At 45.7% G+C, this 18,580-nt stretch carries 14 protein-coding genes and 1 tRNA gene (1 of these 15 cut by a window edge); 6 read left to right on the forward strand and 9 right to left on the reverse strand.

Going from position 1 to position 18,580, the window contains the following annotated elements; translation table 11 throughout:
• Positions 1-21 (forward strand) — tRNA-Lys (locus tag RTL34_RS09315); it begins 155 nt to the left of the window's first position.
• Between the two features lie 239 nt (positions 22-260).
• Here RTL34_RS09315 and RTL34_RS09320 read toward each other — a convergent pair.
• From RTL34_RS09320 to RTL34_RS09340, 5 genes are all read right to left on the reverse strand, one after another.
• Positions 261-539: a lipoprotein gene (locus tag RTL34_RS09320; protein ID WP_007115896.1), complete on the reverse strand. Its 279-nt coding sequence runs from the start codon at positions 537-539 to the stop codon at positions 261-263.
• Positions 540-742: 203 nt separating this feature from the next.
• Positions 743-2,764, reverse strand: a complete 2,022-nt coding sequence (gene ligA, locus RTL34_RS09325; RefSeq protein WP_312116419.1) for an NAD-dependent DNA ligase LigA — start codon at positions 2,762-2,764, stop codon at positions 743-745.
• A gap of 156 nt (positions 2,765-2,920) precedes the next feature.
• The gene (locus tag RTL34_RS09330; RefSeq protein WP_312116421.1) at positions 2,921-3,886 is read right to left on the reverse strand and encodes a cell division protein ZipA C-terminal FtsZ-binding domain-containing protein; all 966 of its coding nucleotides are present in this window, start codon (positions 3,884-3,886) and stop codon (positions 2,921-2,923) included.
• A 158-nt stretch (positions 3,887-4,044) separates the two neighbouring features.
• A complete protein-coding gene (gene smc / locus RTL34_RS09335) occupies positions 4,045-7,692 on the reverse strand; it encodes a chromosome segregation protein SMC (RefSeq protein WP_312116423.1) in 3,648 nt (1,215 codons plus the stop codon).
• A 219-nt stretch (positions 7,693-7,911) separates the two neighbouring features.
• Positions 7,912-8,091, reverse strand: coding sequence for a hypothetical protein (locus RTL34_RS09340; RefSeq protein WP_239742854.1), 180 nt, complete (start codon positions 8,089-8,091; stop codon positions 7,912-7,914).
• A gap of 380 nt (positions 8,092-8,471) precedes the next feature.
• On the opposite strand from RTL34_RS09340, the gene hemF reads away from it, so the two are divergent.
• Complete coding sequence (gene hemF / locus RTL34_RS09345) at positions 8,472-9,467, forward strand: oxygen-dependent coproporphyrinogen oxidase (RefSeq protein ID WP_203172606.1); 996 nt, start codon at positions 8,472-8,474, stop codon at positions 9,465-9,467.
• A 67-nt stretch (positions 9,468-9,534) separates the two neighbouring features.
• On the opposite strand, the gene gloA is transcribed toward hemF, so the two are convergent.
• The 3 genes from gloA to RTL34_RS09360 all read right to left on the reverse strand — a co-directional run bounded on the left by gloA (position 9,535) and on the right by RTL34_RS09360 (position 12,614).
• Entirely contained in the window at positions 9,535-10,029 is a 495-nt protein-coding gene (gloA, locus tag RTL34_RS09350) for a lactoylglutathione lyase (RefSeq protein WP_065264285.1), read from the reverse strand.
• Between the two features lie 218 nt (positions 10,030-10,247).
• On the reverse strand, positions 10,248-10,889 hold the full coding sequence (locus RTL34_RS09355; RefSeq protein WP_284035249.1) for a carbonic anhydrase: 642 nt from the start codon (positions 10,887-10,889) through the stop codon (positions 10,248-10,250).
• A gap of 120 nt (positions 10,890-11,009) precedes the next feature.
• A complete protein-coding gene (locus tag RTL34_RS09360; RefSeq protein WP_312116432.1) occupies positions 11,010-12,614 on the reverse strand; it encodes a DUF2252 domain-containing protein in 1,605 nt (534 codons plus the stop codon).
• 376 nt (positions 12,615-12,990) lie between these two features.
• On the opposite strand from RTL34_RS09360, the gene potA reads away from it, so the two are divergent.
• The 4 genes from potA to RTL34_RS09380 are packed head-to-tail and all read left to right on the forward strand — an operon-like array spanning position 12,991 to position 17,058.
• Entirely contained in the window at positions 12,991-14,166 is a 1,176-nt protein-coding gene (potA, locus tag RTL34_RS09365; RefSeq protein ID WP_409455454.1) for a spermidine/putrescine ABC transporter ATP-binding protein PotA, read from the forward strand.
• Between the two features lie 55 nt (positions 14,167-14,221).
• Entirely contained in the window at positions 14,222-15,091 is an 870-nt protein-coding gene (potB, locus tag RTL34_RS09370) for a spermidine/putrescine ABC transporter permease PotB (RefSeq protein ID WP_312116469.1), read from the forward strand.
• A 10-nt stretch (positions 15,092-15,101) separates the two neighbouring features.
• The gene (gene potC / locus RTL34_RS09375) at positions 15,102-15,905 is read left to right on the forward strand and encodes a spermidine/putrescine ABC transporter permease PotC (protein WP_198510933.1); all 804 of its coding nucleotides are present in this window, start codon (positions 15,102-15,104) and stop codon (positions 15,903-15,905) included.
• A 10-nt stretch (positions 15,906-15,915) separates the two neighbouring features.
• Complete coding sequence (locus RTL34_RS09380; protein ID WP_076773924.1) at positions 15,916-17,058, forward strand: ABC transporter substrate-binding protein; 1,143 nt, start codon at positions 15,916-15,918, stop codon at positions 17,056-17,058.
• 80 nt (positions 17,059-17,138) lie between these two features.
• On the opposite strand, the gene gorA is transcribed toward RTL34_RS09380, so the two are convergent.
• On the reverse strand, positions 17,139-18,509 hold the full coding sequence (gene gorA / locus RTL34_RS09385) for a glutathione-disulfide reductase (protein WP_312116438.1): 1,371 nt from the start codon (positions 18,507-18,509) through the stop codon (positions 17,139-17,141).
• Positions 18,510-18,580: the final 71 nt, after the last annotated feature.

Raw genomic sequence — 18,580 nt, forward strand, 5'->3', positions numbered from 1 at the left:
CGAGTCGCGGACGATCCACCATATCCAAAGCCCTTATCGAATTGATAAGGGCTTTTTTATACCCTTGATTTTGTAACGCTATGATTTAGGCTAGCAGTTTAGGTTAGAAAAATAAAAATCACCTAGTTGAACTTATCTTTGATTGTATCAAATAGCTTGCCTAACGTTTAGCAAAGAAAAAAGCCAAACTATTAAAGGTTTGGCTTTTAACAGCATCGCTATTGGATACTGTAGATATAGGCTATGACTTTTAGTATAGCTTATTTTTGGTATGGATAGTTAGGTGATGTACTTAATACATAGCCTGTTGCCCCGCCCGCTGCTGCACCGATTGCCGCAGCTTTACCGATGTCGTTACGGTTGCCATCTGATTTTGCCAGTGCACCTAATGCTGCACCCGCTACCGCGCCTTGCGTCGCCGCGCGAGAAGAGCCTTGGGTAGTGACGCGGTTGCCATAGGCATCAGTGGTTGCACACGCTGTCAATGCTGTTGAACCAACAAGTGTCGCAAGTACCGCAAGTGTTTTAAGTGATTTCATACTTTTCTCCAGTAGGGTTTCCATTTGCTAAAATGTCAGGTGCTTTTAGCAACTTACGGAAGATATATTAGCGTAAATTTTTCACCCTATTGTTATAAATAAAGACTGATTTATACGTGTTTTGTAAGTAACCTTGCTATAATTTGGGCAACAAATAGCTTACTCAAGGTTGCGTTAACTTTTTCTACAATACCGCACATATATTAGGCATGATACGTGTTCAATAAATCGGTGAATTGCGCTTCAGTCACCACTTTCACCCCCAGTTTTTCAGCATTGGCAAGTTTACTGCCCGCTTTTTCGCCTGCGAGCAGTGCGGTGGTCTTGGCAGAAACGCTGCCTGAGACTTTTGCCCCTAATGCTTGCAGTTTGGCTTTGGCTTCGTCACGTCCCATGCTTTCAAGGGTGCCTGTAATGACCCAACTTTGACCTTTAAGCGGCTGATTACCTTCAGGCACTTGACTGACAGGCTGCCAATGAATGCCCGCTTGTAATAATCGATTGATGACTTCGATATTGTGCTCGGCATGAAAAAACTCAAAAATCGAGTCTGCAGTTTTTTCACCGACATCGGGGGTTTTTTGTAACGCTTCGATACTCGCTGCCATGAGCGGCTGCAAGTCGCCAAATTGCATGGCTAAATTCATCGCCGTGCTCTCGCCTACGCCACCAATACCCAAAGCAAAGATAAACCGCGGTAATGTCGTATCTTTACTTTTTTCAATGGCAGCCAGCATATTGTCGACAGATTTTTCCCCCAATTTTTCAAGGTTGATAAGCGCGTCGCGGTGATTGCTCAGCGCATAAATATCTGCGACATTTTTAACAATGCCCTGCTCAAAAAAGTTAATCAACCAGCGCTCACCGAGCCCGTCGATATCCATCGCTTTACGACTGACAAAGTGAATCAGTGCTTCTTGTTGCTGGGCTGGGCAAAATAACCCCCCTGTACATCGTGCCAGCGCTTCACCTTCTGGCATGATAACGGGTGAATCACACACCGGGCAATGCGTCGGCAGGCTCACCACTTGGGCATTGGCAGGGCGCTCGTCCGTCCAAACGCGCGTAACTTTGGGAATGACATCACCGGCACGGTGTACGCTGACCATGTCCCCTGCTCGAATATCTAAACGCTGAATTTCACCGATATTATGCAGGGTCACATTGCTAACAGTGACACCACCGACATTGACAGGTTCAAGCTTGCCCACGGGCGTCAACTGACCTGTGCGCCCTACTTGCCATTCAATCGCATTTAGACGCGTCATCACAGTTTCGGCAGGGAATTTATAGGCGGTTGCCCAGCGTGGCTCACGGCTTAAAAAGCCCAGTTGCTCTTGCAAGGCTAAACTATTGACCTTAATCACCGTGCCATCAATTTCAAAGGGTAAGCGACTGCGTTTTTCAATCACCGCTTGATAATACGCTTGTAGCTGCGCGGCTGTTTGCACGATTTTGATATCGCTGATGCTAAAGCCCAACGCTTTTAGCCAAAATAGCGCATCGGATTGGGTGGTAATCTCAGCGGGCAAGCCTTGATTGACGGAATAGGCATAAAACGCCAGCGGACGACTTTTGGCGATATTGGGGTCAAGTTGGCGCAAACTCCCTGCGGCGGCGTTACGCGGATTGGCAAAGGTTTTCTCCCCTTTTGCCTCTGCATCCCGGTTGAGCCTTGCAAACCCTGCTTTGGGCATGAGTACTTCGCCGCGCACTTCTAGGCGCGGTATATCAATCGGCAACTGCAGGGGTAGATTTCGAATAGTGCGCACGTTTTGGGTAATATCTTCGCCTGTTTGACCATCGCCGCGCGTGACCGCTTGGGACAACTGTCCGTTTTGGTACAACAGTGAAACCGCAAGCCCGTCAAGTTTGAGCTCGACTTCATATTCGGGGTTTTGCTGATTGACTGCCAAACGGTCATTGACCCGTCGCATAAAATTCTGTAAATCGTCAAAGGTAAATAAATTACCCAGTGACAGCATGGGTATTTGGTGGGTGACTTGGGTAAAAAATGGCAACGGCTTGTCGCCTACTTGGTTGGTAGGGCTGTCGCTTTGTACCAATTCAGGATACGCAGTTTCTAGTGCCACCAGTTCTTGGCGAAGTTGGTCGTATTCGCTATCTTCTAACAGCGGATTATCTAGGACGTAGTAAGCGTGGTTATGTTGTTTTAGCTGTGCAATGAGTTTGCGCATTTGCGCAGTAATGGCGGCTGTGTTCATAATTATGATGATTTAAAAAAGATAACGGATATTTTACAACAAAGTGATGGTTTACTTGGTCAATTTTTCAGTCATCAGGTCAGTCAAAACAGTAAACATTTTGACCATAAAAAAAAGGCACTCGCGAGGAGTACCTTGTTTTCGTTTTAATAAAATCTATCGACCAAAATTAATGGCAAGCTCGCGCATGGCTTGGGTGTTTTCTTTGTTAATCGGCTCGCCTGTGTCGTCATATACCGTGGCATTTAAGTCATTGGCAAGCAGTCCTGCGATACTCATCATGCTATCAAAGCCTTGAACAGGGCGTGGGTGTGGGAGCGATAAAAATAGTACCAAGCCTTTCATGGTTTGCATCGGTAGTCGATTGAGATCGAAAGGTGAAATACCTTCATTATCAATCATCATCAGACTAAACCACAATAAGCCTGTCCCGTCTTTGTTTTCGTAGCGATGGAACATATTCATCGCACCAAACTTCAAGCCATACTTGTCAATCAGCTCTAACAAATAATCGCCTTTAATGTCGACAAACTGCTGATTGGGAAAAATACTGATGTTGATATTTTGAATGGCGTTGTTGAGTGGGCTGTTTTGTTCTTCGTCAATTTGCGCTTGGATATGGGTGTCCAAAATTGGGCTGTTATCGGTAAAGCTGTCATTTTTTAGCTGATTTTCATCGAAAGTATGCACAACCGGGGTGATAGTCTCTGTGGCATTGGCAAGCATGCTAAAAGCGTCGTTTTCGTTTTCCACAAATGTATGGGTTTCTGCCAATAATTTGTCATTGGCAGATTTAGTGACATTAGCATTGGCATTGGCATTGGCATTGGCAAAACCGCCATTGGCTGGATAGTTATCTAGGTGCAACTCGGTATCGTCCGCGCTTAGCTTTACTTCGCCTTTAGGATTGTCGGATGTAATTTCCGCTTTGAATAACTGGCTTTCTTGGGGCTCAGGGCGCTGATGGCGCGGAATAATAGGTAAACCATCTTTGTCATGTTCAATCGCGTCAGTCGCTAATACATCTTGGTTTTTTTGACGAATGGATTTTAGTAGCGTGTAAATACCCCAAACGATAGCAACAACCGCAAGAATGATAAGAATAAGCTGAGTGATAGACATAAACAACGACCTTTGAGAAAGACGATAACGACCCTGTTTGTAGTATAAAAATTTTTACATCGGTATTTTTGCCGTTATACTATCATGACTTCATAAAATCAGCTAGAAAAAACCGTGACAAGGCTTGACTTTTTGCGTATTTGACAGGTGAAAATCGCTTATGCCAAATAAGCTTCCACCTCAGCCATATCCACACTGACCAGCTTGGACACCCCTGCCGTTGGCATGGTCACACCTTTGAGCTCATCGGCAATTTGCATGGCAAGTTTGTTATGACTGATAAACACAAACTGCACGTCTTTGGCAAGCTGCTCAATTAAGCGGGTAAAGCGTGCGACATTGGCATCATCGAGCGGCGCATCGACTTCATCGAGCACACAAAATGGTGCGGGCTGCTGTTTAAAAATAGCAAATATTAAACTTAACGCCGTCAAGGTTTTCTCCCCGCCCGATAACATGGCTAGCCGGCTGTTCTTTTTGCCTTTCGGCTGCGCCATAAGCTCTAGCCCTGACTGCCAGCCTTTGCCGCTGCCATCTTTGTCATTGGTATGGTCTGATAACACCAGCTGCGCTTGCCCGCCGCCAAATACTTGGGTAAATAGCTTGTTAAGCTCGATATTAACTTGGGTCAACATATCCATAAAAAGCTGTTTGGTCTGACTGTCAATCTGCTGGATAGCAAGTTGTAATTTGTCAATGCTTGCGGTCAAATCCGAGATTTGCTCAGCAAGGGGCGCCAATCGGCTGTTCACTTCGCTTAGCTCGGCTACCGCGGCATGATTGACCGCGCCAAGATTAAGCACCTGTGATGCTAACTGCTCGAGTTGTCGTTGTAGTTGCTCGCGTTTGCTGCTACTCATTAACTCAATGTTGTCAGTTTTTGGCACGGCGATTTTGCGACTAGTCAATTGCTCACCAATCAATGCCACGTTTTGCTTGGCTAGTGCCAATGCGGTGTCGGTGGTGTGATATTGCTGTTGTAGTTGGCTCAACTGCTGCTGAGACTCTTGCACACTCAACTGCAGTTGATGTAGCTCGGTTTCCATGATTTTCAAGGTCATTGTCAATTGCGTAACGCTGTCATTGGCGGTTTGCAGTTGCGTCGAGTCCACCGTGAGTTGCTGTTGTAGCTGTGGCAAGCGTGCCTGCTGCTCGCTAATTTTATGACTCAGCAGCTGCTGCTCACTGGTGAATCTTGCTTGGTCTTGCTCAGCTTTGGCAAGTTGCTGCTCACTTGCGGTGATTTGCAATTGTCCGGTTGCCAGTGTTTGGGTGATGCGATTTTGTTGTTGTTCTAGCTCGCGCTGCTGACTGGCAAACTGGTTTAAGCGTTCATCGAGTGACTGGCGCTCGCTGATTTGCTGCTGTAATTGCGGTTGTAAATGCGAAAGCGTGTTGCTTAGCTCATAAACCCGCTGTTGTTCTTGCTGCAATTTGTCAGCAAAACCTAGCCCCTCTTGTTGTAGACGCTCGCTGTCACTGTCGAGGCGTTTTTTATCTTGATTAAGTTTATCGAGTGCGGATTGATAGTGATACTGCTGTTGTAGTTTTTGTTGCTGGCATTGCTGTTGTTGCTGGGTTAGGCTTAGCAGTTGATTACGCGCGGTTCGGTCTTGCGCTTGCCATTCTTGCAGACTAACCTTCGCTTGTTGCAAGCGATCGGCTAGACGCTGCAGTTGCGGTTGTTGCTGCGCCAAGTGTTCATCGAGCTCTTCAATACGGGCTTCATTCATCAACTGCTGGCTAAAACTGATAAGCTGCTGACCCTCAGCTTGCAACAAATGGCTTAGGTTAATCAGCAGCTGATTATTACAGAGTATCAGCTGTTGCGCTGATGTCTGCACCAGCAACCAATCGCCCGTTGGTAAGTTATCGAGCAGCCCTTTATCCTGCACATCTGCCCAGTCAAGTGGCGTAGCACTGATCCAAACCTGCTGAAAAATAGCCAGATTGGGCGCCGCAATCAAAGCAGAGAGTGGCAAACAACCGTCTATTAGATGGCTGTTCGCTGTGTGATTTTTCGAGCTGTGATGTAAAGCTGATTGATTATCAATAAACACCGCATGGTCATGGATGATTTGGGCAAAATCTTGGTCAGCCGCGATAGACCACTTGGCAAATACCGTAACTAGGGTATCAAAAACATTGGCATACCCCTTACCTGTTTCGGTCAATTGCAGTTGACTGATAAGTTTTGGCAAACTGCTAGTGTGTTCTTGATTGGGTGACTGGTGGATAAATTGGTCAAGGGCAGTTTCTTGTTGTGCTAGCAAATTTTGTAGTGTCGCGTGCTCGGTTTGCCACGCTTGGTACTGCTGCTCAGCTTGGCGATGCTGACGGGTTAAGCTGTCAACTTCATCGGCTTGGTCAGCGATAGACTCTTGACGGGCGATGATATTGGCTTCAAGACGATTAATCTCATCACTGAGTCTCGTCATTTGCGTGTCTAGTTCGTTATTCTCAAACACTGCAAATTGCTGATCAAATGCGGCCTTAGCAGTCTGCCATGCCAATACGGCTTTGTCATGTTCGCTTTGGCGTTGTTGTTGGCGCTGTTGTTGGCTGGCATGGTGTTTGAGGGCGTTTTCACTGACGGCAAGATTTTTTTCTACGTCTTGCTTTTGCTTATTTAATGCCACTAAATTTTTCGCAATTTTCTCACGCTGCTGTTTGCAATCATCTTGTTCATCACGCAATTGGCGCAACTGTGCGGTGAGCTGTTCAAGCTTTGCAGGTAAGCCTTCAATACGCATTTGTGCTTGCTGTTTTTGTGCTTGCAACTCTTGTTGATACGCTGCAAAACGCCCCAGCTCAACATTGAGGACATTCAGGCGTTGTTGGTCATTGGCAAGGGCTTGCTCAGCTTGCTTCAGTAGACTTTGCGTTTCATGCTGCTGCTGCCAATAACCCTTAGCAAGATTTTGCTGGTTTTGTAAAGTGTGCTGTTGCTCAGTCAGAGTCTGCTGGGCAAGTTGCTGCTGCTCGATTAATCCTTCAATCAATATTTGCTGAGCATCCACACGCTCACGCATCCCTTGAAAATCTGCCGCGAGTGTTTGCTGTTTTTGCCACGCCTGCCCATAGTCATCAATGAGTAGCTGCTCACTGATCGCTTGCTGCGCTTGTTGCCATTGCTGGGCTTGTTGTGCCGTTTTGGCTTGTTTTTCTAGGCGTTTTTGTTGGCTGGTCAGTTCGCTGACCATATCATGCAGCCGCGCTAAATTATCGCTTGCGGTATCGAGCTGTTTTTGGGTATCATCACGCCGGCTTTGGTAGCGCGACACGCCCGACGCCTCTTCGATAAACTCTCGTAGCTGCAACGCATTGGCATCAATGATGCGCCCTATCATACCCTGCTCAATCACCGCATACGAGCGCGCGCCAAGACCTGTGCCCAAAAAAATATCGACCACATCACGGCGACGCACTTTGGTGCCATTGATAAAGTAATCGGATTTGCCTTCTTTATTGATTTGCCGGCGTACCGATAATTCTTGATACAGATTGAGCGCGTGGTGGATGCCGCTGCTACCATCTTCGCCGCGGGTATGTTCAAACACCAATTCTACGCTTGCCAAGCTTTTGGCGGACTTTTCTTGCGTGCCTGCAAAAATGACATCACTCATCGCGCCGCCGCGGAGCTGCTTGGCGGAGGATTCGCCCAGCACCCAGCGGATGGCATCAATCACATTGGATTTGCCGCAGCCATTGGGCCCGACAATCGCGGTGATGGTTTTGGGGAAATGAAACGTTGTAGGGTTGGCAAAGGATTTAAAGCCTGCCAGCTTGAGCTGTTTTAACCGCATGTTGCTAGAGTGTAGGTATCAAAAAAAGGCGCTTATTTTAGCAAAATTTTAGCGATTATTCATTAAATCTATGCTGACTTGATCTATGCTGAATTGGTACACAGAAATTAGGCTAAACCTGCTAAAGCCTTAAGCTGATAAATCTGCCATGGCATAAAAAAAGCATAAAAAAACCGCTAAGTGGATTAGCGGTTTTATCAATTAGGCTTTTGGCTAATATTATTTTGCCGGTGACGCAGTAGCAGTCGCTGTATTTGCCGTTGCAGTCGCTGTATTGGCAGGTACAGACGCTATTGTGGTGGTCGTCGTCGTGGTAGTGGTTTCAGTTTTGGCTTCTTCTTTTTTACCACAGCCCACAAGGCTGATGACTGTCACTAATGTGATTAATAATTTATTCATAGTTTTCTCCAAAAACGGTTAATGTAATCATCCATCTGATAACTTGATAGTCCGATAACTATATGATCCCAATAACTATATCACTAGGTCAATCAGTATCGCTGGGCTAGTCAGTTTATAAAATCTCAACTTAATTTCATCAATCATGTAATCAAGACGTCATGGCATTTTATGAGTTTTCTGACCGTTTGGGTAGCGGCTGTGACGATTTTTTTAACGGTTTTATGTAAATATTTATGCGTGTCATCAGTCAATACGCCCAATACGCTAAATTTTACCCACGCGATTATGTGTTACAATGATTATTAAAAATCAATCACTAAAAATTAACCGCTAAAATTTAATCGCTAAAAATTTTTAAAAGAATTATTGCTATGTCTATGCTGCTCTCCTCACCCAATGTTCAAGCCGTTCGCGCCTATTTACTTGATTTACAAGACCGTATTTGCCAAGCGCTAGAACACCAAGAAGCCACTGGCGGCTTTAATCTATATGCTGAAGGTGCCAGCAATGCCAAATTTGTCGCTGATGTTTGGGAGAGACCCACTGAGCAAGGCACCCATCAAAATTTGGGCGGTGGTCGCTCCAATGTACTTCAAGGCGGCAAAGTGATTGAAAAAGGCGGGGTGATGTTTAGCCACATTGTTATCAACCATCTGCCAGCCACTGCCACCGCTCGCCACCCTGAACTTGCTGGTCGCCAAGCACAAGCACTCGGTGTCTCACTGGTGATTCATCCGACCAATCCTAACGTGCCAACCAGTCATGCCAACGTACGGATGTTTATCGCGGAAAAAGAAGGCTACGAGCCGATTTGGTGGTTTGGTGGGGGCTTTGATTTAACGCCGTTTTATCCTGTGATGGAAGACTGTGTGCATTGGCACCAAGTGTGTCATGATTTGTGCGCGCCGTTTGGGGCAGATATTTATCCCAAGTTTAAGACGTGGTGCGATGAGTATTTTTATTTAAAGCATCGTAACGAACAACGCGGCATCGGCGGCTTGTTTTATGATGATTTGAACACGCTTAGCATGGGCTGGGATTTTGATAAGTGCTTTGCGTTTATGCAGGCGGTAGGCAATGGCTACCTTAAAGGTATTATCCCGATTTTTGAGAAACGCAAACACACGCGCTATACCGAGCCGCAGCGTAATTTTCAGTTGTACCGTCGCGGTCGCTATGTCGAATACAATCTGGTGTATGACCGCGGTACTTTGTTTGGCCTACAATCAAACGGTCGCATTGAGTCGATTTTGGTCAGTCTGCCGCCGCTCACCGGCTGGGAATATCGTTATGAGCCTCTCGCAGGAACGCCTGAATTTGAACTCACGGATTTTTATCTAAAACCCAGAGATTGGCTAAACCTCAAAGCTTAACAAAACGCAATCTTAATAAAACACCATAAAAAAGGGCAATCACAGTTGCCCTTTTTTTCATGGGCGATTAACCCATTAAGTTTGGTTGTACGATTTCTATCCAGTAACCATCTGGATCCAAGATGAAGGCAATATCTTTCATCGTACCTTCTTCAGGGCGTTTTTTGAAGGTGACTTGATGTTGCTCAAACCAAGCAACCGCTTCTTGCAGATTTGGCACGGCAAAACAAATATGCCCAAATCCTTGTGGTTCGCTGTTGCCACTGTGATAGTGAAACTCTGCATCAGACTCCGTGCCATAATTATGGGTCAATTCTAGCACCCCTGGCTGACTAAAGGTAAATGCTGCTAGCGCGGCAGTATCGGTCGGCAAATTTGCCACCTGTTCATCGGTAAGCTTTGCCAAAAAATACAAATCAAATTCCGCTTGTGGATAGCGTTTGGTTTGTAGTAGCGTCATGCCTAATACATCTTGATAAAAAGCCAAAGACACTTGCGGGTCTTTCACCCTAAGCATGGTGTGATTAAAGATAAACCCATTGGTAGCGGACAAGTTTGACATAGTGATCCTTATTGTAATATGCCTCTAAAAGAAAAAACCTTAAAAGAAAAAGACGTTGACTAAACGTCATTAATAACGACAGTTTGCCAAAAATTCAATACTGTTTAATTTTAATTAACTTTTGGGTAAAAATATAGCCGTCATTTCTCATAACATCATGGCTAATAACATTGCACTTAGGTAAGTTGCTCAATTCAATATTCGCTATTCACTATTCGCTACTCAATAAAGGTCACTTTACCCGTGTCCAAATCATACACCGCCCCAACAATAATTAAGCTACCATTATTAACCGCATCTTCAAGAATACGAGAGCCGTGTTTGAGCTGGGTGACTGACATACGCACGTTGGCTTTAATACCCCGATTAATCAACTCTTGCGCGTCAATGTCTTGTCCATTGGCGGTATAAATTTCATGCAAGTTGTAAACACTGGGACGGATACGGTCAACAATCGAGCGTAAATTGGGCGAAAACTGCTGATCAGGATTGATCAGTGTCTCCACACAAGCCGTCACCGCGCCGCAATGTGAATGACCCAACACCACGACTAACTTGGTACCGAATTTCTCCGCGGCAAACTCAACCGAGCCAATCTGAGACGGCGCGACTACGTTGCCTGCTACACGAATGACGAATAAATCACCCAAACCTTGATCAAAGACAATCTCAGCGGGCACGCGCGCATCAGAACAACCCAAAATAATCGCAAACGGTTCATGCACATGGGTAAGTGCATTAGACGCTAGCAAGGTTGATTGGGGGTTTTGCAAATTCTCTACGAATCGTGCGTTGCCTTGTTTGAGCATCTCGAGCGCTTGCTCGGCAGTTTCTGGACGCGGTAAGTGACTGTTTGGCATTTGGTTTTCTCCTTTCACCCTATGATAATAACGAACTTTGTGATGATATAAAACGCGATATTTTTTATCAATTCAAACTTTTTAAAACTCAAAATTTTTTTCAAGACGGTTGTATAGCTACTATAATACCTCATCGCCTGCCACAGCAATATGCCCATCGGCTATTTGGTTCATAAATTGCGCATAATCTTGGGCATTGCGAGCCGCAGTTTGCTCGGCATACCCTTGCATGACAGAGATGATTTCACTACCATTGCCCAGATAACCCATAAGCGTATCGGCATTGCCCGCTTTGGTATGCGCATGTGCCAAGGCATGGCCACAGCTTTCAATATATTCGTAAAAATGGGCAGCTGCCATAGTCTCAAGAGACGCCGAATACTTCATGTCCCGCAGCTGCCTGACATAAAAATCCATCTCAAAGTTATCAAGCGATGCATAGCCCAAGAAAATATCACTCGATGCCTGCATCAATTGCTGCCCTTCCACCACGCGTTTGCCTTGATGGCTAAATTGTTTTGCCAGTAAGGGTGTCAAGATAGACGCTTTGGCTTGCTTCATTTGCAATATCAGCGGCTCATGGTCGGCATCTTGGAATAATGCCACCGCACACACAGTACCGACACTCCCCACCCCAACTACTTTGAGTGCCACATCGGTAAAATCATAGCGGTCAAACAACACTTGTCTATCTGACTTTAGGGTATCTCGATAAGCGTCAAAAAAAGCGTGGCTACCACCAAAAAATGGCTGCCCTTGGCGTGGTGGTCGCTGCAATTCACCGTCAGTTTTAAACGCGCGCAACCCTGTGACAGTATCACGCTCAGTCAATTTTGGCAGCATTTTTACCGCATCATTTTTTTTGGCTTTTTCAAAATCGGCATGACGGCGTTTACGAACAGTCACGTCTTCGGTATTTGCCAATATTTTATGGGTGTCGATTTTTTCATACCACACTTGTAACGGTGACAAGCTGCAATGCGCTTCTAATCCATCAAGGTAACTGGTCAGCAGTTTTTCTATCGCCTTATAGCCCACCGATTCTACATACTTAAAACTTTGACTGGCGATTAAAATACTGGCGACCAGTCGCTGCAAATCCCATTCAAATGGCGCAACGATGGTTTCATCAAAATCATTAATGCCAAATAATAAATTGCGTTCAGGACTGGCATAACCACCAAAATTACTGACATGACAATCGCCGCAAATCTGCTGAAATAAGCCAGAATGTTGCCCTTGCCATGCTTGGTCAAATAGCATCAAAGCGGGCATGCCACGAAAAAAAGTAAACGGTGATACACTCATACGCTTGGCTCGTATGGGTAATAACGCTGCCAACCGACCTTGATTCGACCAATGATAAAGACTGAGCGCGTCGATGGCGGTCGGACGTTGGCTGATGGCAGCCAAGGTTTTTAATGGGTACGCCTTACGCTGCTGTTTGCCAAGTGCAATACTATCTGCTTGGGTTAGTAGCTTGCCTTGGTAGCGATGGCGCGTCAAATCCACACACTGAGCATGCTGTAAGGATTTGGGTAAAGCAATAGCGATGGGCAGCGCGGCTGTTGTGTCCGTGGTCGTTTTTTTGGTAGCTGTTTCTTTAGCGGTTGGTTTTTTTGCCGGTATTTTGTTAGCCGTGGTTTGAGAAGCCGTATTGTTTGCACCTGTTTGACTGATTGTTGTTTGAGCGGTTGGGTTTTGAGGCTTTTTTTTGCTAGGCATGGAGTGTCTCTTAAATGTTCAATAGGTAAATATTCAATAGGTCACTGGCTAAATTATCATCACATAAAAGTCGTTCAAGCTTGCTATTTTAATGGCTTTGGTGAAAAGTTACGTTGCTTATTTGTGCCAAATCAACCCCTTATTAACCACTGAAATTAGCCTCTAATCAGTCACTAAAATTTTATGAACAACAGGTGAATTTTCAGTAACATTTTTTAATGTTAGCCGTTATACTGAACGCAACTTTTAACTGTATTTTCACAGGTGAAACTATCGAAAAACTCTGTATTTATGTTGTCATGCTGATTGCGCTTTGACCCTATCATAAATATGCCATTTTAGCCCGCTATTTTAGCCTTGCCGTGAGATTGTGCCTATGTCTGCATCAACGCCACAAACCACCCTAAACGCACCATCAGCTATGCCTGATAGCGCCCAGCCGACCAACCAAAAACCTGTACTACTACAAATCCGTCATTTATCCAAATCTTATGGCGACACCCAAATTTTGCAAAATATCAATCTAGATATTTATGACGGGGAGTTTTTGACGCTGCTGGGTCCTTCTGGCTGTGGCAAAACTACCCTACTACGCTTGATTGGCGGGTTTGAGCTGCCCAATGCCGGTAGTTTGCAGTTAGAAGGGGTTGATATTGCAGGCTTACCTGCGGAAAAACGTCCGATTAATACGGTGTTTCAGCAGTATGCCCTGTTTCCGCACATGAACGTGTACGACAATATCGCCTATGGACTAAAACTTAAAGGCGTACCCAAAACCGAAATCGACCAGCGGGTGCGTGAAGCGCTGGCGATGGTGCAACTTGACCATACCATCAATCGTCGTCCGCAAGATTTGTCGGGGGGTCAGCAGCAGCGTATCGCCATCGCCCGTGCCGTGGTTAATCGCCCAAAAATGCTGCTACTTGATGAACCTCTCTCAGCGCTCGATGCCAAACTACGTGAGCAAATGCAATCAGAACTCAAACGCTTGCAGCGTGAACTGGGTATTACCTTTGTGTTCGTGACCCATGACCAACAAGAAGCTTTGTCAATGTCTGACCGGATTGCCGTCATGAAAAACGGCGTATTCCAGCAAATTGATACGCCCATTGGTATCTATGAATCGCCTGCCAATTTATTTACCGCAAGCTTTATTGGCGAAACCAATTTGTTTAAAGGTAAAGTGCTAGAGGTCAATCCAGCCACCATCAAGGTGGAAGTGGTGGAGCAAAATGACGGCTTTCATCCGATTCGCGAATTGCCCCGTCCAAAATTTGACGTGCAAGTCGGTCAAAATGTCAACTTACTGCTGCGCCCTGAAGATATCCGCGTGTACTATACCCATGAAGGTCATGAAGGCTTAATCGGCAACGTGATAGACAGTGCTTATAAAGGCAGTACCCTAGATTCTGTGATTCGATTAAAAAACGGTAATATCGTCAAAACGTCCGAGTATTTTAACGAAGACGATCCAAATTTTAACTATAAGCTGGGTCAAGAAGTGCGTATTGACTGGGTCGATGGTTGGGAGTGGATTTTGCCAGATGAATAATACTACTTCACCTTCGACCTCTAGCGTTTCGGCTGCTAGCGCGCCTGCCCCTGTTATGACAAAACAAGGCGGGCGCGGCTTTCAGCGTGCGACCCTGTTTGTGATTTGGGCATGGTTGATTATTTTTGCCCTGATTCCCAATATCTTGGTGATTGCCGCCAGTTTTTTGACACGTGATGAAGATAAGTTTTTAACACTGCCGGTCACCATGGGCAACTATATTCGATTGATTGATCCGCTTTATTTAAAAGTATTTTTGCATTCGCTGTCGATGGCAGGGATGACAACGATTATCTGTTTGCTGCTCGGTTATCCATTTGCCTACCTGGTCAGTAAAGCCGATAAAAAATGGCAGTCATTATTGATGTTAATGCTAGTGATTCCGTTTTGGACCAACTCATTGGTGCGGCTGTATGCGGTGAAACTCATTATGGCGGCCAATGGTCTACTTAGCACCATGCTGATTAACCTTGGGCTTATCAACGAGCCACTGCAAATTTTATATACCCAAAAAGCAGTGATTGGCGGCTTGGTGTATTTGCTGTTTCCGTTTATGGTACTGCCCCTGTATGCGGTATTTGTGGATTTGCGTGACGATTATATTTTGGCATCCAAAGATTTGGGCGCTAACAAGCTACAAACCTTTTGGCACGTGATTTTGCCGCTCACTACGCCAGGGATTATTTCAGGGGTATTGCTGGTACTGTTGCCTGCCATGGGCATGTTTTATGTGGCGGATATCTTGGGCGGTTCGCGCAACTTGTTGGTGGGTAATATCATCAAATCGCAGTTTTTGGATGCCCGTGACTGGCCATTTGGTGCCGCGGCGTCCGTACTATTGACGCTTGCCATGGCATTGCTGATTATCGCGTATCGAGCCAGTAGCAAACGCATTGGCAAAACTGACTACAACGAAGTGGCATAAGGGGGACGCTATGTCTAATACTATGAAATGGCTGTCTCGCCTGTATTTGACCATCGTATATCTGCTGATGTTCTCGCCGATTGCGGTGATGGTAATCTTCTCGTTTAATGCCTCAAAAGTCGGCTATCAATGGGGCGGTTTTAGTACCCATTGGTACAGCGAGTTATTTAGTAATGCCGCGATGGTACAAGCTGCCATCAACTCGGTCATATTGGCGGTAGTGGCTGCGACGATTTCCACTGCGATTGGCGGTTTGACGGCGTTAGCGTTACAACGTTATGACTTTAAAGGTAAATCGATACTACAAAGCTTGCTATTTGTACTGATGATGTCGCCTGAGATTGTGTTGGCGATTTCGCTATTGGCGTTATTTTTGATTGTGGGGATACAGCTGGGTTTTGTGACGTTGCTAATTGCGCACATTACCTTTTGTCTGCCCTTTGTGGTGATTACGGTGACTGCGCGTCTATCTAGCCTCGACACCCGCGTGTTGGAAGCGGCGCGTGATTTGGGTGCCAATGAATTTACCATGATTCGTACCGTGCTTGTACCGATTATTTTGCCTGCGATTTTGGCGGGCTGGGTGCTTGCCTTTACCCTATCACTTGATGATGTGGTGGTATCTACGTTCAATACAGGACCTGAGTTTGAGATTTTACCATTACAGATTTATTCGATGGTGCGTGTTGGGGTAAAGCCTGAAGTCAACGCCGTAGGCACAATCTTGCTAGCAATCTCGCTACTGGGTCTGATTATCTCGCAATTATTACTTGCCAAAAAGTCGATGAATCTACCATCGACCCAAAAACGTTAAGGAGACTTATATGATATCTCGGATGCTCAATAGAAGACGTTTTTTAGGGTATGGCTTAGGCATTGGCGGTGCCGTTTTAACAGGGGGGCTGGCAAGTAATCTAACGGGTTGTCAAAAAGCGAGCGAGACCTCGACTAGCGCTGCGGCGTCTGCGCCTACTGCCAGTCAAGGCGGCAAGGTTGTCAATGTCTATAACTGGACGGAGTATATCTCTGACCAAGTGCTTAAAGATTTTACCGCAGAGACAGGTATCGACGTTATTTATAGCACCTTTGATTCTAACGAAGCCATGTACGCCAAACTCAAACTGATGAATGGCAGTGGTGAGTATGATGTGGCGTTTCCAGGGACGGATTTTGTCGATAAAATGCGTAAAGAAGGGATGCTTGAGCCGCTTGACCATGCCAAATTGACCAATTTTGGCAACCTCGGCAAAACCTTTATCAATGCCCCTTTTGACCCTGAAAACAAGTTTAGTATTCCCTATCTGTGGGGCTCATCAGGCATTGCAGTCAATACCAAACGCATTGCTAAAGCAAGCTTGAGTAGCTGGAATGACTTATGGAAGCCAGAGTACGAAGGGCGCGTGATGCTGATGAATGACATCCGTGACGTGTTCACCATGAGTCTATTGACCCTTGGCTATAATGGCAGTACCAAAAACCCTGAAGCCATCAAACAAGCGTATGAAAAGCTCACCAAGCTGATGCCCAATGTGCGCACCTTTAACTCAGATGCACCGCGCATGCCGTTTATGGAAGGGGAAACTTACTTGGGCTTGGCTTGGAATGGTGAAGTCATCATGGCACAAGACCAAGGGATGCCAGAGCTGGACTTTGTGTATCCAAAAGAAGGCGCTATTATGTGGATGGATAACATGGTCATCCCCAAAAATGCCAAAAACAACGATAACGCCCATAAGTTTATCGATTTTATCTTGCGACCCAAATACGCTGCCATGATTAGTGAAGAAATCGGCTACGGCTCGCCCAATGAGGCGGCAAAAAAAGAAATGCCGCCTGAGCTTGCCAACAATCCGATTGTGTATCCGCCAGCTGATTTGCTAAAACACGCGATGTTTCGTGAAGACGTTGGGGATGAGATAATGGCGTTATATCAGCAGTATTGGGATAGGCTCAAAGTGGATATGTGATTTTTCAATAAGCGGTCATTAAAAAATTATAAAAAAAGCGGGCTTATGATTAAGTCCGCTTTTTTACCCTAAAAATCTGCTTAGCGCATGGTGACAAACTCTTCTGAGCCAGTCGGATGAATCGCCACCGTGTCATCAAAGTCACGTTTGGTGGCGCCCATTTTGATAGCAACGGCAAAACCTTGAATCATCTCATCGACGCCAAAACCTACGCCATGCAAGCCCACTACTTTTTCTTCCTCACCCACACAAATCAGCTTCATGTGACACGGCTCGCGGTGCTTGGTCACTGCACTATACATCGGGGTAAAACTGGATTTATACACTTTAACCGCATTGATGCCATAGCCTTTGACCGCCTCTTCTTCACTCAGCCCCACCGTACCAATCGGTGGATGGCTAAAAATCACGCTCGGCACTAGGTTATAGTCCAAATGCTCATTGGGTTTGTTGTTAAACAAGCGCTCAGATAATCGACGACCTGCTGCCACCGCCACTGGGGTCAATTGAATACCATGTTCGATAATATCGCCGACGGCATAGATACCTTCGACATTGGTATTTTGATAGGCATCGACTTTAACAAAGCCTTGCTCATTGACTTCAACGCCCGCTTTATCAAGATTGATGGTATCAGTTGCAGGTTCGCGACCCGTTGCCCAAATCAAACAATCCACCGTCAAGGTCTCATTGTTTGACAATTCAATGCTCAATGAGCCATCTTGGTTTTTGCGCACTTGTTGTGGCAGCAATCCATAATGAAATTCAATACCATCATCGTGCATGATATGGGTGAGCGTGGTGACAATGTCGGCATCGAAGTTTTTGAGCACCCGCTTGCTACGCACAATCAAATGGGTCTTTGAGCCCAATGCATTCATCACCCCTGCAATCTCGACACCGATATAGCCTGACCCCACAATCGCTACCCGCGGTGGCAACTCGGTCAAGTCAAAAAAACCATCCGAGTCAATACCCAACTCTGCCCCTTCAATCGCTGGGCGAACAGGTCGCCCCCCCATCGCTAGCAAAATATGGTCAGCGGTAATGGTCTCTATTGTGCCGTCATTTTTATACACCTCAACCGTATGTTGGTCGGCAAATTTGGCAAAACCATGAATCACATCGACTTGGTTATTTTTGAGGCCATTGTTGTACGACTGATGAATGCGGGTGATATAAGCTTGGCGACTTTGTACCAATTTGGCAAAGTCAAATTGTTTAACATCCAAATCAAAGCCATAGTCAGGCGCATAATGATGGATCGCCGCTGCCATATTGGCGCCATACCACATCACTTTTTTGGGCACACAGCCCACATTGACGCAAGTACCGCCTAGCTGCTTGGCTTCAATCAAGGCACATTTTTTACCATAACTGGCAGCACGGTTGATGGATGCAATGCCCCCTGACCCACCACCAATCGCGATATAATCATAATGTTTGCTCATAATTCTTCCTGTTTTTTGGTCATTTTCAAAGTTATATGCGGTTATTTTACCAAGTTTTGGTAGCGAGAAAA

Origin of the sequence: Moraxella sp. CTOTU47915 (assembly GCF_031986685.1) — a bacterium.
Taxonomy (GTDB): domain Bacteria; phylum Pseudomonadota; class Gammaproteobacteria; order Pseudomonadales; family Moraxellaceae; genus Faucicola; species Faucicola tetraodonis.